The sequence below is a fragment of the Rahnella sp. PD4 genome (assembly GCF_049199325.1).
In the GTDB taxonomy this organism is placed as follows: Bacteria; Pseudomonadota; Gammaproteobacteria; order Enterobacterales; family Enterobacteriaceae; genus Rahnella; species Rahnella perminowiae.
The window spans coordinates 847501-867895 of the sequence record NZ_JBLZQF010000001.1; the positions used below are offsets into that span (position 1 = coordinate 847501).

Consider the following 20395-nt stretch of genomic DNA (forward strand, 5'->3'; position numbering starts at 1 on the left):
TGTCACAATTAAAACGCTGACTTTTGCTCCCGCCGGTTCTAGGATAGAAGCAGTTTTTATATAGCCCTGTTGCGTCCCTATGAAACTGCGGGGTGAGATGTGTTGCCCATTCAATGGAGTGTTTATGAAACTGTATTATAAATCCGGTGCGTGTTCCCTTTCCCCCCATATCGTTTTGCGTGAAGCGGGTCTGGACTTCAGCATTGAGAAAGTGGACCTGGCAACCCGGAAAACCGAAACCGGTGATGATTTTCTGGCAGTGAATCCAAAGGGGCAGGTCCCCACTCTGTTGCTCAATGATGGCAGTATTCTGACCGAAGGTGTGGCTATCGTGCAGTATCTGGCAGACCAGAAACCAGACCGCCAGCTGATGCCGGAAGCCGGCACACTGGCCCGTTATCACGCGCTGGAATGGCTGAACTACGTTGCAACTGAGCTGCATAAAGGTTTCTCGCCATTGTTTAATCCCAAAACGCCGGAAGAGTTCAAGACATTAACCCGCGAAGCACTGAGCAAAAAATTTGCTTACGTGAATGCCTGCCTGAAAGACAATCATTTCCTGCTGGGTGCGCGTTTCAGCGTGGCAGATGCTTACCTGTTTACCGTGATGGGCTGGGCCAAAGCGCTGAAATTTGATCTGAGCGCACTGACTGAACTGAATGCTTATCTCGAACGCGTTGCCGCACGTCCGGCTGTTGATGCCGCGCTGTCGGCTGAAGGTCTGAAATAATCGCTTTCGCGATGTGATCACAAAAAACGCCCCGGCTGCAACAGCACGGGGCGTTTTTGTGTATTCAGGAAAAGAGGTGTTCAGGCAGTGCTTACAGTTTTACCGCCGGGAAGTGATGCTCAGGTTTAACCATTTTGTCCTGCGCCGCCACGATTTGCAGCTCGTATTCACCCATTGCATGCGTGGCCAGCATGACTTCATAAACAGCAGCGGTCACATGCTCCAGCGCTTTATCTGGTGCTTCACCTTTGAGCAGATTCACCAGCAATAAACCACTGGTCAGATCGCCCACGCCAACCGGCTGACGGACACCGAAATCAACCAGCGGACGGTCGATATGCCAGGCTTCATCTGCAGTCACCAACAGCATTTCAAAGCGGTCACTGTGATAGCCTGCACGACTCAGGTGTTTCACCAGCACAATTTTCGGGCCCTTGCTGATCAGCTCCCGCGCGGTGGCGACGGCTTCGTCAACGCTTGCCACCGCGTGGCCGCTCAGCAGTTCAAGTTCCAGCAGATTTGGGGCGATTATGTCGCAGTTAACCAACGCCTGGTTGCAATGGAACTCAGCAACGCCCGGCGCCACAATACAGCCCTTTTCAGGATGTCCCATCACCGGATCGCAGAAATACCAGGCGTCCGGATTCGCAGCCTTCACCCGACGGACAATCTCAAGAATGCTTTGTCCTTGCTCCGGTGAACCGATATAGCCGCTCAGTACCGCATCACAATCCTTCAAACGGTCAATTTCTGCAATCCCCTGCGCGATTTCGGTCAGATGGGCGGCCGGCATCACGCAGCCGGTCCAGTGTCCGTACTGCGTATGATTAGAAAACTGCACAGTATTCAGCGGCCAAACGTTTGCGCCCATACGGCGCATAGGGAACTCCGCCGCGCTGTTACCTGCGTGTCCGAAAACCGTATGTGACTGGATAGAAAGAATGCTTTTCATGAAGAACTTCCGATTGTAACGTCATCGGGGAGATGGCGGGATTACTGATATCAGTGAACGAAAGCGGGAGGCCTCACAGCCCCCCGTTCTACCGACCGGAGGCTTATGCCCAGAGCAACAGTGTGTAGTTCTTTTTACCGCGACGCAGCAAAGTATAGCGACCAAACAAGCGGTCACTGTCAGCGAAGCTGTATTCTGTATCCGTCTGCTTTTCGCCGTTTACAGAAACCGCGTTAGACGAAATCAGGGTACGTGCCTGGCCTTTCGACGGTGCCATATCGGCGATGACCAGCGCCTGTTGCAGATCCGTATCGCGTGGCACTTCAAACAGCTCCAGACCATCCTGCGCCAGCTGGCCGAAGTCGACCTCTGTCATTTCGCTCAGGGAGCCGGAGAACAGGCTTTGCGTGATGCGTTTTGCAGCCGCCAGACCTTCTGCACCGTGGACCATACCGGTCACTTCTTCGGCCAGAACGTACTGCGCGCGTGGCGCTTTGCCGCTGGTTTTGTCTTCTTCTTCCAGCGCATTGATGTCTTCAATGCTCATGAAGGTGAAGAACTTCAGGAAGCGGTAAACGTCGGCATCTGCGGTGTTGATCCAGAACTGGTAGAATTTGTACGGGCTGGTTTTCTTCGGATCCAGCCAGACTGCGCCGCCCTCGGTCTTACCGAATTTGGTGCCATCAGATTTAGTGATCAGCGGAACGGTCAGGCCGAACACTTGTTTCTGGTGCAGACGACGGGTCAGATCGATACCTGACGTGATGTTGCCCCACTGGTCTGAACCGCCGATTTGCAGCTCAACTTTGTGCAGATCGTAAAGGGATGCAAAATCGTAACCCTGCAACAGGTTGTACGAGAATTCGGTGAAGGAGATACCGCTGTCATCGCGGTTCAGACGCTGTTTCACCGCTTCTTTGTTGATCATCTGGTTAACAGAGAAGTGTTTGCCGATATCACGCAGGAAAGTCAGCACGTTCATGCCGCCGAACCAGTCGTAGTTATTGGCAGTGATAGCGCTGTTATCGCCACAGCTGAAATCCAGGAACGGCGAAACCTGCTGACGGATTTTTTCCACCCACTCGTTCACGGTTTCATTGGTGTTCAGCTTACGCTCGGTGGCTTTGAAGCTCGGGTCGCCAATCAGACCGGTGGCGCCACCCACCAGCGCCACAGGCTTGTGGCCGTTCAGCTGGAAGCGTTTCAGGCAAAGCAAAGGCACCAGATGTCCCAAATGCAAGCTGTCTGCGGTAGGATCGAAACCGCAATAGAGTGCAATTGGCCCTTGCGCCAGTCGCTCTGCTAACGCTTCTTCATCCGTCACCTGGGCAATGAGGCCCCGCTCTTGCAATTGTTTAATCAGGTTGCTGCTCGCCATCAAAGACTCCGTTTGTTTGTACTCAGAAATAGGTACTGAATGTGTGCAGATTCATGTCTGACATCATGCCGCGCATGTGCCCTTTCTCTCACCTTTACGGGAAACGACATAGAATAAAGCGCTCGTCGCCCGAGCGCTAGGGAATCGCGTGTTTTTTCGTGGTTAAGGTGCGAGGCGGTCTATTTTCCAGCCAGTTTCTGTCTCAGCTTCATCACGCTGATAAATGAACCGGTCGTGCAGACGATGTTCACCGCCCTGCCAGAACTCCATCGAATCCACTTTGACGCGAAAACCACCCCAGAAACTTGGCAGTGGCACTTCCCCATTGCTGAATTTCTGTTTCAGTTCGAGGAATTTGCTTTCGAGTACACCGCGCGCCGAAATACGACTGGACTGCTGCGATACCCACGCGCCGATCTGGCTATCTTTCGGCCGGCTGGTGAAATACTTCATCACTTCCAGCGTCGACAGACGTTCGGCCTGACCGAGCACAATGACCTGACGGTCCAGCATGTGCCACGGGAATAACAGGCTGATGCGCGAGTTATTCGCCAGTTGCTGCGCCTTACGGCTGCCCAGATTGGTGTAAAATACCAGTCCTTTTTCGTCGTAGTGCTTGAGCAGCACAATGCGCTGGAAAGGTTGTCCGCGCTCATCAACCGTCGCTACCACCATCGCCGTCGGGTCAGCGAGACGGGCATCGCAGGCCTGTTTCAGCCAGTGTTCAAATAAAGGCAGGGGTTCAGGGGTTAAATCAGCACGACGCAGCCCGCCACGGGTGTATTCGCGGCGCGAGTCCGCAATATCAAACTCTTTGTTATCAGGCATATGGATTCAGTTGCGTATCTTAGGAAGGTAAACGCATTGTGCACCCGCCGCGTCAGGATCTCAATGTTCCTGATGCAGCGAAGAGAAAGGAAGGCTATCAAAAATGACGCTGCCCACGATAATGCAGCAAGGCGGCAAAGTGGGGATCCCCGGGAGCACAGATAACTATGTGACCGGGGTGAGGAAATGCGGCTAACGCATCTGCAGTCTGAAATATAACGGATAGGTTTATTTTTGAACGCAATCGTCGATGATGACGTTCTCACCGCGCTGCACAAAAGCCTGATCGCCTTTAGACCAGAATGTGTAACGGCCATCGCTGTATTGCGTGCCGGAAGCGGCGTCAATCTGTTTCAGTTTCAGCTGTTCACCATCGAGAACCATATTGACCTGCTTAGCCGGTTTATCCAGCGTAACCGTTAACGGTAAGGTGCCGCACTGGTAGTGTAATTCTTCAGTGGGACTTTCGGTCTGGTGGCTGAACTGGCTGCATCCTGCCAGGGTCAGACCTGCTAACGTCGCGATAATTGCCTTTTTCATTCGGTGCTCCCGGGTGCTCTTGATTTATCCCTTTTATTTACCATGCCAGCGCACGCAACACATTGAGATAAAACCGAGAACGCATCAGGGACGGGTTGAAACAACCGGATAAATCGCACCAAGCAGGGTTTCACGACTTGCGCCAGTGACCGATGGCAGATTCCCCGGCTGACCCGATAACGTACGGAATGCCAGCCAGGCAAAGGCCAGCGCTTCCATGTCATCACCGCTGATACCACAGGCATCGGTGGTGCAAACTTCCGTGCCCGGCAACATGGCGGAGAGCCGCGCCATCAGTAACGGGTTACGCGCCCCGCCGCCGCACACCATCAGCCGGTCACATCCACCGGCCAGTTGCACCTGCTCGGCGATACTTACCGCAGTCAGTTCAGCCAGCGTCGCCTGCACATCCGCCGGGGAGATTTCACAAGCACGCGCCAGTTGTTTTTCCAGCCATCCCATATTGAAGTATTCACGACCGGTACTTTTCGGTGCCGGTTCGGCAAAGTAAGGATCAGACAGCATCTGCTGAAGCAAACGTAAATTCACCCGCCCCTGATGTGCCCATTCAGCCCCTTTATCATAGGGCTGGGCGAGATGGCGCCAGATCCACGCGTCCATCAGCATATTGCCGGGGCCGGTGTCATAACCCCGCACCGGCTGGCCCGGCAGTAACATTGAAAGGTTGGCGATGCCACCGATATTGAGGATCATACGGCGCTCGGCCGGGTCGGCCAGCAATGCCTGATGGAAAGCAGGCACCAGAGGCGCGCCCTGCCCGCCCCATGCCATATCCCTGCGACGAAAATCGCCCACGGTAGTAATGCCGGTCATGGCTGCAATACGGTTATTATCCCCCAGCTGCATGGAAAAGGTCGCCTCCCCTTTTGGCTGATGCCAGACCGTTTGCCCATGGCAACCAATGGCAGTCACTTCTTCCGGCGAGACTTTGGCGCTTTTCAGCAGACCTAAAACCGCTTCACCGAACAAAATTCCCAACTGGGTATCCAGCGTCCCGACCTGCTCAAGCGTGACCTGTTGCCCCTGACACATGCCAAGGATGGCGTTTTTCAACGTAAGAGGAATAGGATGTGAATAGCTGGCCTGCTGCGCGACCATGTGCTCATCTATGGCGGCCAGCACCACGTCAACACCGTCCAGACTGGTGCCGGACATCACACCGATATAACGACCTGACTTCATAGATAACATCCTTAACTCTCCGGGAAAATTGTCAGACAAAGTAATCACCACAGAGTAATCGGTATTTGAAGGGCAGCGCCATGTGTAACTGAATTTTTATTACAGCGTGTGATGACTTCGTGTTTTTCTTGTTACGTTTTTTATCACTGAAAATATCTGTGTACTAAAAGCCACCAATAACAACATGACATGCCGGTATTTTGATTGAGCCATTCGCTGTCTAAAACGTAAACCTGCGTTTATTATTAGTTGAACAGGCCTTCTGTATACTAGGTGAAAGTGAAACAAATATGTTATATGACACCTTCGACACTGATGTTGAACTTGTGTACTGTTTTTTCTCTGTTGGTGCCGCTACTCTGAAACGTGTGCAGCAGCATAATAAAGGAGCTATTTATGATTAAGCGTTTACTCGTCATCGGACTTGCCGGCGTTTCCCTTGCTGGCTGCGTCAGTGATAACTCTCTGTCCGGCGATGTTTACTCCGCATCCCAGGCGAAGCAAATTCAACAAGTGACCTACGGTACCATCGTGTCCACCCGTGCAGTGCAAATCCAGGGAGGAGATGATTCAAATATCGTTGGTGCGCTCGGAGGGGCTGTATTAGGCGGGTTCCTGGGCAATACCGTCGGTGGTGGTACCGGCCGTAGTCTGGCAACTGCGGCAGGAGCAGTCGCCGGTGGCGTAGCAGGTCAGGGGGTGCAAAGTTCGCTTAACCGTTCTAACGGTGTAGAACTGCAAATTCGTCGTGATGACGGTACAACCATTCAGGTGGTTCAGAAAGCCGGTCCAACCAAATTCAGCGTCGGCCAGCGTGTGAGCATGGCCAGCAGCGGCAGCACCATTACGGTGTCCCCTGGTGCCTGATTTTTACAGCCTCAATGCAAAAACCGAAGCCACTGGCTTCGGTTTTTTTATGGGTAATTCTTTTCAGTCCGATCAAAAACAACGCTGTGTGACGTAATAAAAAATCGATTTTTATGATTTGCTTTGCAGGGAAGCAATATTTTTTTCCAGCCGTGACAACATTCCGCCCAGCAGTTCGATTTCGGAAGAAGACATGCCGGATAAAATTTCTTTACGTGTGGAATCAATAACGGATTCCATTTCATTGATGATCGGCGCGGCTTCTTCAGTCAGCCTGATACGCTTGGCACGGCGATCACTCGCACAAGTCTGACGGGTAATCAGCTTCTTTTCTTCCAGCTGATCGAGTGTACGGACCAGAGACGGTTGCTCAATTCCAATGGCTTTCGCCAGCTGAATCTGAGACTGCTCCGGAGGTAACATATTGATATTATGAAGTGTTACCCAATGTGTTTGCGTGAGTTCCAACGGTTTTAGCCGATCGTCAATCAACGCACGCCAGGCACGAACTAATCGTGCGAGATCTGATCCCAGATTCGATTCCAATTATCCCCTCCTTATAATTAGCATGCTAAGATAACTCCCCAGAGTTTAGCTTAGTTTTAGGAACATTAATCGAGAAATTACAATTCTATATATAATGATAGGTACTATTGCATCCGGAAGCAGCGTCTTTGCTTCCAAAGGTAAGCTTGTTTATAACACAATCACCGGCAGAGATTAATATTGTGAATGCGCAAATGTTTCACTCAGGCTTCCCGCTACCGGATCTGGTCCTGGGTGCCTCACTTTATTTCCCCCCGATGTTCAAAGCATTTTTACTGGGGTTAGTGTTCTGGCTTTTGATACATCGCCTGCTGCGTGACTGGATTTATTCCGGTGAAGTCTGGCATCCCACTCTGATGGATTTATCTCTTTTTGTGATCTCTATTTGTGCCGCCCTGATGCTGATGGTGACCCTCTGAAATGAAATTTAAGACACTGAAATACTTCTCTACCGTACTGGTTTTCGCGGTCGCCATTTGCGCAGGCTGGTGGATGTGGAATTATTATATGCAATCACCCTGGACGCGTGACGGCAAAGTCCGTGCAGAGATTGTCAATATCACGCCGGAAGTGTCCGGGCGCATTATTGAAATAAATATCCATGATAACCAGTTTGTTAAAAGTGGAGATCCGCTGTTCAGTCTGGATCCTGTGCCTTTTAAAATCGCGGTAGATAATGCCGAAGCTGCGGTAGCTAAAGCCGCGGCCGACCTGGCCAAAGCCAGTCACGAAGCCCGGCGTCGCAGAGGGCTTGGCACCAATGTTATTTCCGCCGAATCGCTTGATGAATCCAATATCAACGCCAAAGCCATGCAGGCGGCTTATCAGGCGGCGCAGGCGTCATTAGAACAGGCCAAATGGAACCTGAGTAAAACCACTCTTGTTGCACCGGCCGACGGTTATATCACCAATCTGCAAACCCGCCGCGGAGACTATGCCACGTCCGGAACGCCTCTGGTCGGGCTGGTGGATATTCATTCTTTCTACATTCTGGGATATTTCGAAGAAACAAAACTCAAAAATATTCGCGAAGGCAACGTGGCGGATATCACGTTATTTAACGGTAATATTCCTTTGCAGGGGCGGGTCGAAAGTATTGGGCGGGCTATTTATGACCAGAGTCTCGATACCCCTGAAGATTTGCTGATGAATGTGAAACCGAACGTGCCATGGGTACGTCTGGCACAGCGTGTGCCCGTTCGGATTAAACTTGAAAATGTGCCGGAACATGAAGTGCTGGTTGCCGGTACGACCTGTACCATTTCGATTCGCAATTAAGGCTGCGCAGTGAATCTTTCCTGGCTGGAATGGAAAAATACCCCGTGGGGAAAAGCCACATGGGGACAATGGCGCTACGCCCTGCGTAACTCCATCGCAATGATACTTGCGCTTTATATCGCTTTTGAATTTCAGATGGACGAGCCTTACTGGGCCCTGACCTCGGCGGCGGTGGTGAGTTTCCCAACCGTGGGTGGCGTTATCAGTAAAAGTATCGGGCGGATCATTGGCAGCCTGCTGGGCGCGGCGGGCGCGGTGTTTATTGCCGGACATTGTCTGAATGAACCCTGGCTCTTCACGTTTTCCATTGCCGCATGGCTGGGGATTTGTACGTATGTCTCCAATCATTATCAGAACAATGTCTCATATGCTTTTGCGCTGGCGGGTTACACGGCAGCCATCATCGCGTTCTCCACCGTAGACGTCACCGATACGACACAAATTTTTGATATCGCACAGGCGCGTGTCGGTGAAGTTATCACCGGTATTTTGTGCGGTGGTTTTATGATGATGGTGCTGCCCAGCACCTCCGACGGCGACGCCCTGCTCACCTCGCTGCGCAAAATGCATACTCAGTTGCTTGAACATGCGCAATTGCTGTGGCGGACAGAAATTTCTGATCAGATCAGAACATCCCATGAAGGGGTGATCGGACAAATCCTGACCATGAATCTTTTACGTATTCAGGCATTCTGGAGCCATTACCGCCTGCGCCGCCAAAATAATGTGCTCAATTATCTGCTGCATCAGCAATTACGCATGACCAGCTACATTTCCAGCCTGCGCCGGATGCTGCTGAACTGGCCCCATCCTCCTGAAAACTTACAGGAGGTACTGGCCGTTTTGCTTAATGAACTGCGTAAACCGGATACGGATAAGTACCAGCTGTCCAGAATTTTGCTGCATATTCAGCCGCATGATACTGCTGACTTCCGCCATCAGGCTTTCTGGCTACGTTTACGCGATTTTTGCTGGTTGTATCTTCGCAGCGAACGTTGGTTACAGCGGGTAGAACATGCCAACGTGGCAGAAGCCGAAACACTACAGACACCGAAAATCAGCCGCCTTGCCCAACACACCGATACCCTCGAGGCTGCGTATAACGGGCTGCGGACGTTTTTGTGTATTGTGACCGGTTGCGCATTCTGGATGACGACACAATGGGATGCCGGTGCCGGTGCGGTGGCGCTGACTGCCGTCAGCTGCGTACTTTATTCCTCTACGGCCTCACCGATCAGCAGCGTCACGCTGTTAATAAAATCACTGGGATTATTGTTTGCTGGCTGTTTCCTGCTGAAGTTCGGGCTGATGGTACAAATCGACAATTTTTGGGTGTTCTGCGCCTTCTTCCTGCCGATGTTGGTGACGATGCAGATGATGAAACTTCAATACAAACAATATGCAGGTTTATGGGGGCAGATGATTGTATTTATGGGATCATTTTTAGCGGTTACGAACCCGCCGGAGTATGACTATCAGTCCTTTATGAATGACGGCGTGGCAAAAATTGCCGGTGTCATGCTGGCAGGGATTGCCTTCCAGGTGTTAAGGCCAAGCTCTGATAAGCGTAAAAGCCGCCGCATTATTCGCGCCCTGCGTCGTGATTTTATGGATCAGCTTAGCCGCAGACCCTCGCTGAGCCATTTTCAGTTCGAATCCCTGATTTATCACCGGATGAACCAGCTCAATCAAAGTAAAGATCACATCTCGCGAACCTGGTTATTACGCTGGGGTGTGGTGCTGCTCAATTGCAGCCACATTGTCTGGCAGTTGCGCGAATGGGAAACCCGTTCAGATCCCCTGTCTGCAGTACGGGACGTGTGTATTCATTGTCTGAAAGGGGTGATGACGGAGCGCGGCGTCAGCCATGAAAATCTTGACGCCACACTGGCTGAACTCATGCGGATGAGCAATTCACTGGCGCACCATCCGGAACCTGCGGCGCGTGAACTGGCGGGCGTGATCTGGCGTTTATACTGCTCGCTTTCACAATTACAACAGGCCATCTCAACAGAAGACGGCCCGGCGGTCAGTACCACAAAACCCGCGTAAAGGCGTTAAGGAACATCAAATCCTAATGCTGCTTTACGAATGCGGAACCATTGCTGACGGGTCATTTCCAGAGACAATGATTTCAGCGCTGACTGAACACGCTCAATTTTACCCGAGCCGATGATCGGCAGCGGCTGAGACGGCAGGCGCATGACCCAGGCGTAAACCACCTGTTCAATGGTGTCTGCACCCATTTCATTCGCAACAGCCTGAAGTTCCTCACGCAGCGGCTGGAATTGCGTCTCGCTAAACAAACGCCCGCCCCCCAGACAGGACCAGGCCATCGGTCTGATACGCAGCTGCTGGCAAAGATCCAACGTGCCGTCAAGGATGGCCGGCTGATGGATCGGGGAAATTTCTATCTGATTAGTCACCAGCGAAAAGGGCAGACGCGACTGCAACAGGCTGAACTGCGCCGGGGTGAAGTTAGACACACCGAAATGTTTTACTTTGCCGCTTTTGTGCAACTGCGTAAACGCTCCGGCGACTTCATCCGCATCCATCAGCGGATCCGGACGGTGGATCAGTAATAAATCCAGATAATCGGTACGCAGATTGCGCAATGATTTCTCCGCCTGCCCCACGATGTACTGCGTATCCGTAATGTAATGACCAATTTTGTTGTCGGGGTCTGCCGTGGTGGCGATACCGCATTTACTGACCAGTTGCATTTGTTCCCGCAAAGAGGGTTTAAGGCGCAATGCCTCACCGAATGCCGCTTCGCACTGATAGCCGCCATAAATGTCTGCATGATCGGCCGTTGTAATGCCCATCTCAATGTGCTGTTCCATGAACGCCAGAACCTGCTGCGGCGTCATGTTCCATTCCATCAGTCGCCAGTAACCACAAATCAGCGTGGAGAATACCGGCCCTTGCGGAGAAATCGGGGTACGTGCTTGCATTATAAATCCCTTATGTTTTTGATTTTCGACCCACAGAATACACAACGCCTGTGGCGCTGTATTGATGCGATGCGCAAGAATAGTAAAGAAGCGGACCGCCGTCACGACAACGGTAAAAGACAGGTGAAATCAGAACAACTCTGGTTGCTCCGGTGAGGGTTCGTCCGGTTGTTTTCCTGTGCGTTGCTGGCGCAGCAGGCGTTGCTGACATAACCGCAGCACATGGCGTTTTTCTGCGTCAGTCATTTTCATCCAGCCGAAACGCTCCTCGCGGCTGCGCAGACAGCCACGGCAATATCCGCGTTCATCCGCCTGACAAATGCCACGGCATGGACTGGGGATGTCAAAAAATTCGAGTTGCTGAGCCACATGCCCTCCGCAAATAACGGTGAATATTTATTCAAGACGCTTTCCTGCTATCCCGCAAGGTGATTTGCGCCTCAATGTTTCATTCTTCAAATATCTGCAACACAGGCCTGTTACCCTTCCTTTCGCCATTTTCACCTGTCGGAAAATGGCCCTACTGTTTCGCAAGCCTTCACCAAGAAAACAGATGTTTGCCCTCACCTCAGCCGGCACCCGCCGGCTCTTTTTCATTTTTTTCTGTCCGTTAAGTATGGATGCAAAGCTGAAATCAGACTGTGTTTCGCGAAAAAGCACCGTGCGCGTAGTCACAGGCAGGTCAGATGCGATAGAAAGGTGGCATTAAGAAAAGGTCGTCTGACGTGAATATAATCCCTGAACGTCTTACCGATCAGTCCATTAACTTCGGAGTTACTGAAATGACCAAGCTTTTCACCCCTATTGTTGTCGGTAAAAACACGCTACCTAACCGTGTTTTTATGGCTCCGCTTACCCGTCTGCGCAGCATCGAACCCGGTGACATCCCGACACCGCTCATGGGCGAATATTATGCACAGCGCCACAGTTCTGGCCTGATCATTACTGAAGCCACTCAGGTTTCATTCCAGGCGAAAGGGTATGCCGGTGCACCGGGCCTGCACACGCCGGAACAAGTTGCTGCATGGAAAAAAATCGTGGACGGCGTTCATCATAAAGACGGACGCATTGCGGTTCAGCTGTGGCATACCGGACGCATTTCACATAACAGCGTTCAGCCCGACAACCAGACACCCGTTGCGCCTTCCGCCGTCAATCCGAACACCCGCACCAGCTTGCGTGATGAACAGGGGCACGCCATCCGTGTCGATTGTCCGACACCGCGTGCCTTAGCACTCAGCGAAATTCCGGGGATCGTGAACGATTTTCGTCATGCCGCCGCCTGCTCCGCTGAAGCCGGTTTCGATTACATTGAACTGCATGCCGCGCACGGCTATCTGCTGCACCAGTTCATGTCTCCGGCATCAAACCTGCGTGAAGATGAATACGGCGGCAGCATTGAAAACCGTACCCGTCTGACGCTGGAAGTCGTGGATGCCGCCATTGACGCTATCGGCGCTGATCGTGTGGGCATACGTATTTCACCTATGGGACCCTTCAACGGGCTGGATAATGGTGAAGACCAGGAACAGGCTGCGATTTATCTGCTCGATGAACTGAACAAACGCAAACTGGCGTACCTGCATATTTCCGAACCGGACTGGGCGGGCGGCAAACCTTACAGCACAGAATTCCGTGCAGTGATCCGTGCGCACTATCAGGGCGTGATTGTCGGTGCTGGTGCTTACACCGCAGAGAAAGGCGAAGAGCTGATCGAAAAAGGTTATATCGATGCCGTGGCATTTGGCCGCAGCTATATTGCAAACCCTGATCTGGTTGAGCGACTGAAATCTCACGCGCCGCTTAACGAACCCAAACCGGAAACCTTTTATGGCGGCGGTGCTCAGGGTTACACCGATTATCCGACACTGTAATAATTAAAAAAGAGTCATTGACTCCTTGCAGCAGAAGTGGCCCTCCTTCTGCTGTTTTTTTTGGGTCAGTCATTCAACAATCGGTTGCCCTTTTACAGACAAAGTGGCTGCTATCAGTTAGTCTTGACCCGTTAATTCTCATCCTGCAAATAAAGAGGAACCTATGCGTTTACTCCACACCATGCTTCGCGTTGGCGATCTGCAACGTGCTATCAGCTTCTATACCGATGTTTTAGGTATGCGTTTGCTGCGTACCAGCGAAAACACTGAATATAAATATTCTCTGGCTTTCGTCGGTTACACCGAAGAAAGTGAAGGTGCAGTGATCGAACTGACCTATAACTGGGGCGTCGACAGCTACGACATCGGCACCGCTTACGGTCATATCGCATTGGGCGTTGATAACGTTGCGCAAACATGTGATGACATCCGTAATGCGGGTGGGAAAGTGACCCGTGAAGCGGGCCCGGTCAAAGGCGGCTCCACTATTATCGCGTTTGTTGAAGATCCGGACGGTTACAAAATCGAACTGATCGAATCCAGACACGCAGGACAGGGGCTGGGTAATTAAATTTCCCCGACCACCGACTGGGGCGCAATCGCGCCCTTTTTTATTGCCTGATTTTTGCCACAACCCTGCAAGCGGCGGCAAAATTTGTCATAATGCGCGCTGAATTCGATGAAGATAAGAAACTAATGGCCGAGAATAGTGACATTAACGCCCTGAGAGGCCGTTTTCGTGGTTTTTATCCCGTGGTTATCGATGTAGAAACCGCCGGATTTAATGCCAGAACCGATGCGCTGCTGGAAATTGCAGCGATCACGCTGAAGATGGATCAGGACGGCTGGCTGCAAAGCGATGAGACCGTGCATTTCCACGTCGAGCCTTTTGAAGGTGCGATACTGGTGCCGGAAGCGCTGGCATTTAACGGTATCGATCCGACCAATCCGTTACGCGGCGCAGTCAGTGAATATGAAGCCCTGCATGAGATTTTCAAAGTCATCCGCAAAGGAATGAAAGAGCAGAACTGTAACCGTGCGATCATTGTGGCGCACAACGCGAATTTTGATCACAGTTTCCTCATGGCAGCGGCCGAACGTGCCGGGCTGAAACGTAATCCGTTCCACCCTTTTGCTACGTTTGATACTGCCGCGCTAAGCGGGCTGGTACTCGGGCAAACGGTGCTGGCAAAAGCCTGTATCAGTGCGGGTATCGATTTTGACAGCAGCCAGGCACATTCTGCGTTGTATGATACCGAGCGCACGGCCGAGTTGTTCTGCGAACTGGTAAACCGATGGAAACGCCTTGGCGGCTGGCCTCTGGTGCTTTCAGACGAACAAGCCGAAGACGAAACGGCGTCTGAAGAAAATCAGTAATGACGACTTTCCGGCGGACTGAAAACAAAAAAGAGCGACATCATGTCGCTCTTCATATTTTCCGGTCGAAAAGCCGGTGATCTTCCGTAGTATTACTCTTCAGAAGATTTGTATTTCTCAGCAGTTTCTTTGATCAACTGCTGCAGCTCGCCGCGCTGGAACATCTCAACCACGATGTCGCAGCCGCCAACCAGTTCGCCGTCCACCCACAATTGTGGGAACGTTGGCCAGTTAGCAAACTTTGGCATCTCAGCACGGATGTCCGGGTTCTGCAGGATATCCACGTAAGCAAAACGTTCGCCACAGGCAGAAAGCGCCTGAACAGCCTGAGCAGAGAAACCGCAGCTTGGCAGTTTTGGCGAACCTTTCATGTACAGCAGAATCGGGTTTTCAGAAACTTGCTTCTGAATCTTTTCAATAGTTGGAGTAGTCATTTCTTGCTTCCTCAAGCCGGTACAGGCTGTCACGATCATTGCTCTTCACGCGCAGCACAAAGAGACGGTGTACAATCACAATACCTTCTATTGTAACGACGGCAGCCATCAGATAAAAACGCCATTTTTTGTGGGGTCTTTCTCAGTGCTGACAATTTATTTAACCATTTTTAGCGGGTGCGCTCAGGCTCACATATTTAAACATTCATCGGGAATAACATTTCCGGCGTTCATCAATCCGATCAAATTTGCAGAATTCCACTGATTAACTCAAATATTAACATCATGAAAAACGGTCATTTTTTTGACTAAAAATGGCGGTTATTTCGACATAAAAAAAGCTATTAACTTTTTCTCACAATATGATCTAGAATCGAGGCAATTCGTGCTTTTTTGTCGGGTTCTTTTAGGCAATACTCTGACATCCCTGATGTTTAACCTACCACTCATGGTAACGAAGCTATGCGCTTACTGTTCACGCTTTTTGTGCTGCTCTTTACCCAGCTGTTTTTAAATATGGCACATGCGTCGCCACAGACTCGTGTCTCTGCCGATCAGCGTAAAAGTCATGTTAATCAGGCTGCGCCGGAAGAACGACGAAAGCGAAAAACGGTTGCTGCGAAAAACAGTAAAAAAACGAAAACCGCGCCCGTCACAGAACAAAAAACTCAGGATAAGAATTCGAAGAAGAAAGTGAAAAGCACCGAACTGGTTAAACGAAAGACCACGACGGAGAGAAGCGCCAAAACGCGGGCCGAAAGTAAAAAAGAAAAGACACTCAAGACCACGCGGGCCGAGAGCAAAACAGAGAGACATAGCAAAACCCGTGCCCTCGCGAAAAACAGCACGGAAAAGGCCGGTAAAAAAGAAGCCTATGGCCGGCACCGTAAAGGTAAGAAATTCGAAGAAGACAGCAAACCGATTACGCTAAGTGCAACACATAAAAAACGCTATCAGCATGCTCAGCAAACGGCCATGACCAAACTGATGCACCAGGTAGGAAAACCGTATCGCTGGGGCGGAACCTCGCCGAATACCGGTTTTGATTGCAGCGGCTTAGTTTATTATGCTTACAAAGATTTGATCCGTATAAAAATGCCACGTACAGCGAATGAAATGTATCACCTGCGCGATGCCGCTCCGGTCAAACGCGGCGAACTTGAAAGCGGTGATCTGGTGTTCTTCAGAATCAATAACCGCGGCGCGGCAGACCATGTTGGGGTTTACGTTGGCAACGGCAAGTTTATTCAGTCTCCAAGAACGGGCGAAGACATTAAAATTACTTCTCTTGGCGATGATTACTGGCAAGACCACTATGTAGGCGCACGTCGGGTAATGACCCCTAAAACGATCCGATAATAAACAATTCGTTAAGTCTGAAGGTTCGCTAATCAGCCATTGAATAGCATTTAACGAAGCGTTTCTGCAGGGAAGAACATCGGCGGTAACGGTCACTGCGTAACATTGAAAAGGGCGACGCCTGTGACAGGCGTCGCCCTTTTTTATGGCGGATCACTTATTGAATCAGTTCATTATTGCAGTGAAGCTGAAAGCGATAATCATAAGCAAAGCGCATACCGTGGTGATCAACGATAATTTCAGGTTGCTGTCCATCAAACCCCCTTTCGGATCAAATTGTGGCATTTCTTAATACCACACTCATTGTGTGCCAACGCATTTTCTCATAATTAACCTTTAAAATCTTGTGTTGAATGACAATGCGTTCCTGAGAATTTTGCTTCCACTTTCCTGCATTATAAGAGAAAATTGTCGGTTAACACGTCTGTGTGCCGGTCGATTTCACCCGAGAGCATTTCGCGCCTCATTCTGAAGAATCCACCCAATGATTTCACTGCCCTTTGAGAAGCCAGCAGTTAAATCCTCGCAGGCAAACGATTAACATAATGCTAACGTGCTGAAGCACGTGAGTTCAGGAGTCATTGTTTACATGGCAACGATTAAAGATGTCGCAAAGCGCGCTGGCGTTTCCACTACAACCGTGTCGCACGTCATCAATAAAACACGTTTCGTCGCCGAAGAAACCAAAGAAGCGGTTCTCCTTGCAATCAAAGAGTTACATTACTCTCCGAGTGCTGTAGCCCGCAGTCTGAAGGTCAATAACACTAAAACCATCGGCCTGCTGGCCACCTCAAGCGAAGCGCCCTATTTTGCCGAAGTGATTGAAGCCGTGGAAAACAGCTGCTTCTCCAAAGGCTATACGCTGATTTTGTGTAACTCGCATAATAACCTGGAGAAACAACAGGCCTACCTGCAAATGCTGGCGCAAAAACGCGTCGACGGCTTGCTGGTGATGTGCGCGGAATACCCTGATGAATTGCTCAATATGCTCGAAGAGTACCGCTCGATTCCCATGGTGGTCATGGACTGGGGTGAAGCACGCAAGAACTTTACCGACAGCATTATCGATAACGCTTTCGAAGGTGGTTACATGGCCGGTCGTTATCTGATTGAACGCGGTCATCGTGATATTGGCGTGATCCCCGGGCAACTGGCGCGTAATACCGGCGGCGGCCGCTTCCAGGGTTTTGTGAAAGCACTGACTGAAGCCAATATTCCTCTTCGTGACGAATGGGTAGTTCAGGGTGATTTCGAACCAGAGTCTGGCTACCAGGCAATGCATAAGATTCTGATGCAGAAGCATCGTCCGACTGCCGTATTTTGCGGCGGCGATGTGATGGCAATGGGTGCAATTTGTGCCGCAGACGAACTCGGCCTTCGCGTTCCTCAGGATATTTCCGTGATCGGGTACGACAATGTGCGTAACGCCCGTTACTTCTCCCCGGCGCTGACAACCGTGCATCAGCCGAAAGAACGTCTGGGTGAAATGGCCTTTACGATGTTACTGGACAGAATTGTCAGTAAGCGTGAAGAGTCCCAGACCATCGAAGTGCATCCGAAACTGGTCGAGCGCCGTTCAGTCGCCGACGGCCCGTACCGCGATTACCGTCGTTAACAAATAACAAACGCCTGCCTGTGCAGGCGTTTGTTCTAATCGCGCAGCCATTCCTGATTCATGGTGTCTGTATCGCCCATGTATTCCAACAGCCAGCTCAGTGAAGGTGAAGGATTGCTTTGATCCCACGTCAGGCAGCACGGGCTGTCAGGGAATATATTCTCCAGTGCCAGCACCTGTAATTTTCCCTGTTCAATCCACGGCATGACCCGGTGAACCGGCATCATACCCACGCATAAACCCTCAGTCAGGCATTCCAGCGCACAGGTCCAGTCCGGCACGACCAGACGCCGCTGGTTATCGAGCGTCCAGGTATCACGCTTAGGCAATGTCCGGGAAGTATCTTCCAGGCACAATGCCGGATAAGGTCGCAGTTGATCATCGTTCAGCGCACCGGATAGCTGCGCCAGCGGATGTTGCGGGCTGACGACACAATGCCAGTCCATAAATCCCATATCACGAAAACTGAAGCGCCCGCCAACCGGTATCGCGCGCGTAGCGCCGATCGCCACGTCTGCACGCCCGTCGACCAACGCATCCCAGACACCGTTAAACACTTCCGAGTGAATAATGAGTTCGGTATCCGCAAAATGGCGATAAAAATCGAGCACCAGACGCCGTGTCCGTGCGGGTTTGACAATCCGGTCGACCGCCACACGTAATTCGCCGCGCCAGCCGTTCGCCACCTGTTGACACTGCCGGCGGGTGGCTATCATTTTTTTTGTCATAACCCGTGCTTCATCGACAAAAACCTTTCCCGCTGGCGTCAGCACTACGTCACGATGTCGACGTTCAAACAACGGCACGGCCAGCCATTGTTCAAGCTGGCGGACGGTGTAACTGATGGCAGAAGGCACACGGTGTAAGTCCTGCGCAGCTGCACTAAAACTGCCGGTTCTTGCGACAGCATCAACCACTTCGAGAGCGTATTCTGACCACATAATCCAGCCTTCAATTTTTTTGATAGCAGAGTGCAAATATTAACGTTTCACAAGCCTGTTATCAAAGCGTTAAACTCCGCCCCCGGTATGAAATCTGCGTCACATCATCTGCAATAAATAAATTAACGAGACAATAATGAAACCCTCCTTTGGATTTATGCTCTATCTTGCGGGTCTGAGCATGCTGGGCTTTTTAGCCACCGATATGTATCTGCCTGCATTCAGTGCCATGCAAACCAGTCTGATGACCAGCCCCGGGATGATCAGCGCAAGTCTGAGCATTTTTCTCGGTGGATTTGCTGTTGGTCAGTTGCTGTGGGGGCCACTGTCGGACAGAATCGGCCGTAAACCGGTATTGCTTCTTGGTCTGATACTTTTTGCGTTCGGCTGTCTGGGTGTTATCTGGGTTGAGAATGTACGCGCTCTTCTGGCCCTGCGTTTCTTACAGGCCATAGGCGTGTGTGCTGCCGCAGTCACCTGGCAGGCTATCGTTGTTGACCGTTTTTCTGCCGATGTGGCAAAAAAAACTTTTGCCAGCATTATGCCGTTAGTGGCGCTTTCTCCGGCTCTTGCACCGTTGCTGGGTGCCTGGGTGCTCAATCATTTTGACTGGGAAGCTATTTTTGCCCTGCTGACCGTCGTTGCCATCGCTTTAGTGCTGACGACGCTGACTCTGCATGAAAACAAACCGGCAAAAGACGCAAAGGCAGATAAAACCGGCTTTACGACTTTATTGAAATCGCCTGTTTACAGCGGGAATGTCATGATTTATGCCGCCTGTTCAGCGGGTTTCTTTGCGTGGCTGACGGGCTCACCGTTTATCCTGAGCGATATGGGCTATTCACCCGGTGCCATCGGGCTGAGCTATGTTCCACAGACTATCGCTTTCCTGCTCGGTGGTTTTGGTTGCCGTGTTCTGATCAACAGGCTGGACGGCAATAAAATTCTGCCATGGTTACTGACTGGTTACGGCATCAGTATGGTGGCCTTGTTCTGTGTGGCTATGTTCACAGATGCCGGGCTGACAAGTTTGCTGATCCCTTTCTGTCTGATGGCTTTGGTGAATGGTGCAACCTATCCAATTGTTGTCGCAAATGCATTAATGCCATTTCCTGCTAATACAGGTAAGGCGGCAGCGTTGCAGAATACCTTGCAGCTTGGGCTTTGCTTCCTTGCCAGCATGCTGGTTTCCGCATTTATTGTGCACCCGCTCATGGCGACAGTCACGATCATGCTGTCTACACTATTGTTGGTAGTTTTGGGCCGCTGGCTCTCTTTACAGCATAAAAATGTACGAGACGATGAGCAGCCACCGGAGCAGGAAACTCAGACTCTGCACGCAAATCAACAGTGATAATACCCTAATGTAACAGTCACTTAGCGGGCATTTTCATTGATTACGATTTACTATTGAGAATGCCTGCCAGCGAGCCTATACTCAACAAAACCAAATAAAATAGCATTTTTACAAAACTTTTATTACATACTTAAGCCAGACGCGCGGACGGTGTCACACTTA

At 51.0% G+C, this 20395-nt stretch carries 23 protein-coding genes; 11 read left to right on the top strand and 12 right to left on the bottom strand.

From position 1 onward, the window contains the following. Positions 1–124 precede the first annotated feature (124 nt). The gene (gene gstA / locus ACOZIO_RS03740) at positions 125–730 is read left to right on the top strand and encodes a glutathione transferase GstA (RefSeq protein WP_421594938.1); all 606 of its coding nucleotides are present in this window, start codon (positions 125–127) and stop codon (positions 728–730) included. A 91-nt stretch (positions 731–821) separates the two neighbouring features. Here the strand turns inward: gstA and pdxY are convergent, their stop codons facing one another. The 5 genes from pdxY to anmK form a co-directional block, all read right to left on the bottom strand. Continuing rightward, positions 822–1682, bottom strand: a complete 861-nt coding sequence (gene pdxY, locus ACOZIO_RS03745; RefSeq protein ID WP_129951683.1) for a pyridoxal kinase PdxY — start codon at positions 1680–1682, stop codon at positions 822–824. A 103-nt stretch (positions 1683–1785) separates the two neighbouring features. Next, positions 1786–3060: a tyrosine--tRNA ligase gene (gene tyrS / locus ACOZIO_RS03750; protein WP_421594939.1), complete on the bottom strand. Its 1275-nt coding sequence runs from the start codon at positions 3058–3060 to the stop codon at positions 1786–1788. Between the two features lie 162 nt (positions 3061–3222). Continuing rightward, complete coding sequence (gene pdxH, locus ACOZIO_RS03755; RefSeq protein WP_129951685.1) at positions 3223–3888, bottom strand: pyridoxamine 5'-phosphate oxidase; 666 nt, start codon at positions 3886–3888, stop codon at positions 3223–3225. 228 nt (positions 3889–4116) lie between these two features. Continuing rightward, entirely contained in the window at positions 4117–4428 is a 312-nt protein-coding gene (locus ACOZIO_RS03760) for an MliC family protein (RefSeq protein ID WP_129951686.1), read from the bottom strand. An 84-nt stretch (positions 4429–4512) separates the two neighbouring features. Then, positions 4513–5631 (bottom strand): anhydro-N-acetylmuramic acid kinase, encoded by a 1119-nt coding sequence (gene anmK, locus ACOZIO_RS03765; protein ID WP_129951687.1) that lies wholly within the window; start codon positions 5629–5631, stop codon positions 4513–4515. 396 nt (positions 5632–6027) lie between these two features. On the opposite strand from anmK, the gene ACOZIO_RS03770 reads away from it, so the two are divergent. Further along, positions 6028–6498: a glycine zipper 2TM domain-containing protein gene (locus ACOZIO_RS03770; protein WP_129951688.1), complete on the top strand. Its 471-nt coding sequence runs from the start codon at positions 6028–6030 to the stop codon at positions 6496–6498. A gap of 111 nt (positions 6499–6609) precedes the next feature. Here ACOZIO_RS03770 and slyA read toward each other — a convergent pair whose 3' ends face one another. Then, positions 6610–7044, bottom strand: a complete 435-nt coding sequence (gene slyA / locus ACOZIO_RS03775; RefSeq protein ID WP_129951689.1) for a transcriptional regulator SlyA — start codon at positions 7042–7044, stop codon at positions 6610–6612. A 194-nt stretch (positions 7045–7238) separates the two neighbouring features. On the opposite strand from slyA, the gene ACOZIO_RS03780 reads away from it, so the two are divergent. Genes ACOZIO_RS03780 through ACOZIO_RS03790 form a run of 3 tightly spaced genes read left to right on the top strand, consistent with a single transcriptional unit; the run spans position 7239 to position 10374 of the window. Further along, a complete protein-coding gene (locus tag ACOZIO_RS03780; protein ID WP_129952130.1) occupies positions 7239–7463 on the top strand; it encodes a DUF1656 domain-containing protein in 225 nt (74 codons plus the stop codon). Position 7464: 1 nt separating this feature from the next. After that, positions 7465–8322, top strand: a complete 858-nt coding sequence (locus tag ACOZIO_RS03785; protein WP_129951690.1) for an HlyD family secretion protein — start codon at positions 7465–7467, stop codon at positions 8320–8322. Positions 8323–8331: 9 nt separating this feature from the next. Continuing rightward, positions 8332–10374 carry an FUSC family protein gene (locus ACOZIO_RS03790; RefSeq protein ID WP_129951691.1) on the top strand — a complete coding sequence of 681 codons (2043 nt, stop codon included), beginning with the start codon at positions 8332–8334 and terminating at the stop codon, positions 10372–10374. Positions 10375–10379: 5 nt separating this feature from the next. Here the strand turns inward: ACOZIO_RS03790 and ACOZIO_RS03795 are convergent, their stop codons facing one another. Beyond that, a complete protein-coding gene (locus tag ACOZIO_RS03795; protein WP_129990429.1) occupies positions 10380–11276 on the bottom strand; it encodes an aldo/keto reductase in 897 nt (298 codons plus the stop codon). A gap of 129 nt (positions 11277–11405) precedes the next feature. Then, positions 11406–11645 (bottom strand): DUF1289 domain-containing protein, encoded by a 240-nt coding sequence (locus ACOZIO_RS03800; protein ID WP_217137664.1) that lies wholly within the window; start codon positions 11643–11645, stop codon positions 11406–11408. Positions 11646–12058: 413 nt separating this feature from the next. Here ACOZIO_RS03800 and ACOZIO_RS03805 point away from each other — a divergent pair, with 413 nt between their 5' ends. From ACOZIO_RS03805 to rnt, 3 genes are all read left to right on the top strand, one after another. Then, entirely contained in the window at positions 12059–13150 is a 1092-nt protein-coding gene (locus tag ACOZIO_RS03805) for an alkene reductase (RefSeq protein ID WP_217137665.1), read from the top strand. A gap of 163 nt (positions 13151–13313) precedes the next feature. Then, positions 13314–13721, top strand: coding sequence for a lactoylglutathione lyase (gene gloA, locus ACOZIO_RS03810; RefSeq protein WP_015697791.1), 408 nt, complete (start codon positions 13314–13316; stop codon positions 13719–13721). A gap of 92 nt (positions 13722–13813) precedes the next feature. After that, positions 13814–14527, top strand: a complete 714-nt coding sequence (gene rnt, locus ACOZIO_RS03815) for a ribonuclease T (RefSeq protein ID WP_129951695.1) — start codon at positions 13814–13816, stop codon at positions 14525–14527. 92 nt (positions 14528–14619) lie between these two features. Here the strand turns inward: rnt and ACOZIO_RS03820 are convergent, their stop codons facing one another. Together ACOZIO_RS03820 and ACOZIO_RS03825 are read right to left on the bottom strand one after the other, a co-directional pair. Beyond that, positions 14620–14961: a Grx4 family monothiol glutaredoxin gene (locus tag ACOZIO_RS03820; protein WP_015697793.1), complete on the bottom strand. Its 342-nt coding sequence runs from the start codon at positions 14959–14961 to the stop codon at positions 14620–14622. After that, positions 14942–15070 carry a hypothetical protein gene (locus ACOZIO_RS03825; RefSeq protein WP_258453180.1) on the bottom strand — a complete coding sequence of 43 codons (129 nt, stop codon included), beginning with the start codon at positions 15068–15070 and terminating at the stop codon, positions 14942–14944. The genes ACOZIO_RS03820 and ACOZIO_RS03825 overlap by 20 nt, the downstream gene beginning before the upstream one ends. A gap of 353 nt (positions 15071–15423) precedes the next feature. Here ACOZIO_RS03825 and ACOZIO_RS03830 point away from each other — a divergent pair, with 353 nt between their 5' ends. After that, positions 15424–16320, top strand: coding sequence for a C40 family peptidase (locus ACOZIO_RS03830; protein WP_129990431.1), 897 nt, complete (start codon positions 15424–15426; stop codon positions 16318–16320). 165 nt (positions 16321–16485) lie between these two features. Here the strand turns inward: ACOZIO_RS03830 and ACOZIO_RS03835 are convergent, their stop codons facing one another. After that, entirely contained in the window at positions 16486–16605 is a 120-nt protein-coding gene (locus ACOZIO_RS03835) for a YnhF family membrane protein (RefSeq protein ID WP_129951697.1), read from the bottom strand. Between the two features lie 304 nt (positions 16606–16909). Here ACOZIO_RS03835 and purR point away from each other — a divergent pair, with 304 nt between their 5' ends. After that, the gene (gene purR / locus ACOZIO_RS03840) at positions 16910–17935 is read left to right on the top strand and encodes an HTH-type transcriptional repressor PurR (protein WP_129951698.1); all 1026 of its coding nucleotides are present in this window, start codon (positions 16910–16912) and stop codon (positions 17933–17935) included. Positions 17936–17970: 35 nt separating this feature from the next. On the opposite strand, the gene punR is transcribed toward purR, so the two are convergent. Then, the gene (gene punR, locus ACOZIO_RS03845) at positions 17971–18876 is read right to left on the bottom strand and encodes a DNA-binding transcriptional activator PunR (RefSeq protein WP_129951699.1); all 906 of its coding nucleotides are present in this window, start codon (positions 18874–18876) and stop codon (positions 17971–17973) included. 136 nt (positions 18877–19012) lie between these two features. On the opposite strand from punR, the gene punC reads away from it, so the two are divergent. After that, the gene (punC, locus tag ACOZIO_RS03850) at positions 19013–20230 is read left to right on the top strand and encodes a purine nucleoside transporter PunC (RefSeq protein ID WP_129990432.1); all 1218 of its coding nucleotides are present in this window, start codon (positions 19013–19015) and stop codon (positions 20228–20230) included. The last annotated feature ends 165 nt before the right edge of the window (positions 20231–20395 follow it).

Bases quoted from the DNA above. Each gene is read 5' to 3' on its own strand.
- gstA (WP_421594938.1), top strand. From the start codon at position 125: ATGAAACTGTATTATAAATCCGGTGCGTGTTCCCTTTCCCCCCATATC.
- pdxY (WP_129951683.1), bottom strand. From the start codon at position 1,682: ATGAAAAGCATTCTTTCTATCCAGTCACATACGGTTTTCGGACACGCA.
- tyrS (WP_421594939.1), bottom strand. From the start codon at position 3,060: ATGGCGAGCAGCAACCTGATTAAACAATTGCAAGAGCGGGGCCTCATT.
- pdxH (WP_129951685.1), bottom strand. From the start codon at position 3,888: ATGCCTGATAACAAAGAGTTTGATATTGCGGACTCGCGCCGCGAATAC.
- ACOZIO_RS03760 (WP_129951686.1), bottom strand. From the start codon at position 4,428: ATGAAAAAGGCAATTATCGCGACGTTAGCAGGTCTGACCCTGGCAGGA.
- anmK (WP_129951687.1), bottom strand. From the start codon at position 5,631: ATGAAGTCAGGTCGTTATATCGGTGTGATGTCCGGCACCAGTCTGGAC.
- ACOZIO_RS03770 (WP_129951688.1), top strand. From the start codon at position 6,028: ATGATTAAGCGTTTACTCGTCATCGGACTTGCCGGCGTTTCCCTTGCT.
- ACOZIO_RS03780 (WP_129952130.1), top strand. From the start codon at position 7,239: ATGTTTCACTCAGGCTTCCCGCTACCGGATCTGGTCCTGGGTGCCTCA.
- ACOZIO_RS03785 (WP_129951690.1), top strand. From the start codon at position 7,465: ATGAAATTTAAGACACTGAAATACTTCTCTACCGTACTGGTTTTCGCG.
- ACOZIO_RS03795 (WP_129990429.1), bottom strand. From the start codon at position 11,276: ATGCAAGCACGTACCCCGATTTCTCCGCAAGGGCCGGTATTCTCCACG.
- ACOZIO_RS03805 (WP_217137665.1), top strand. From the start codon at position 12,059: ATGACCAAGCTTTTCACCCCTATTGTTGTCGGTAAAAACACGCTACCT.
- gloA (WP_015697791.1), top strand. From the start codon at position 13,314: ATGCGTTTACTCCACACCATGCTTCGCGTTGGCGATCTGCAACGTGCT.
- rnt (WP_129951695.1), top strand. From the start codon at position 13,814: ATGCGCGCTGAATTCGATGAAGATAAGAAACTAATGGCCGAGAATAGT.
- ACOZIO_RS03820 (WP_015697793.1), bottom strand. From the start codon at position 14,961: ATGACTACTCCAACTATTGAAAAGATTCAGAAGCAAGTTTCTGAAAAC.
- ACOZIO_RS03825 (WP_258453180.1), bottom strand. From the start codon at position 15,070: ATGGCTGCCGTCGTTACAATAGAAGGTATTGTGATTGTACACCGTCTC.
- ACOZIO_RS03830 (WP_129990431.1), top strand. From the start codon at position 15,424: ATGCGCTTACTGTTCACGCTTTTTGTGCTGCTCTTTACCCAGCTGTTT.
- ACOZIO_RS03835 (WP_129951697.1), bottom strand. From the start codon at position 16,605: ATGCCACAATTTGATCCGAAAGGGGGTTTGATGGACAGCAACCTGAAA.
- purR (WP_129951698.1), top strand. From the start codon at position 16,910: ATGGCAACGATTAAAGATGTCGCAAAGCGCGCTGGCGTTTCCACTACA.
- punR (WP_129951699.1), bottom strand. From the start codon at position 18,876: ATGTGGTCAGAATACGCTCTCGAAGTGGTTGATGCTGTCGCAAGAACC.
- punC (WP_129990432.1), top strand. From the start codon at position 19,013: ATGAAACCCTCCTTTGGATTTATGCTCTATCTTGCGGGTCTGAGCATG.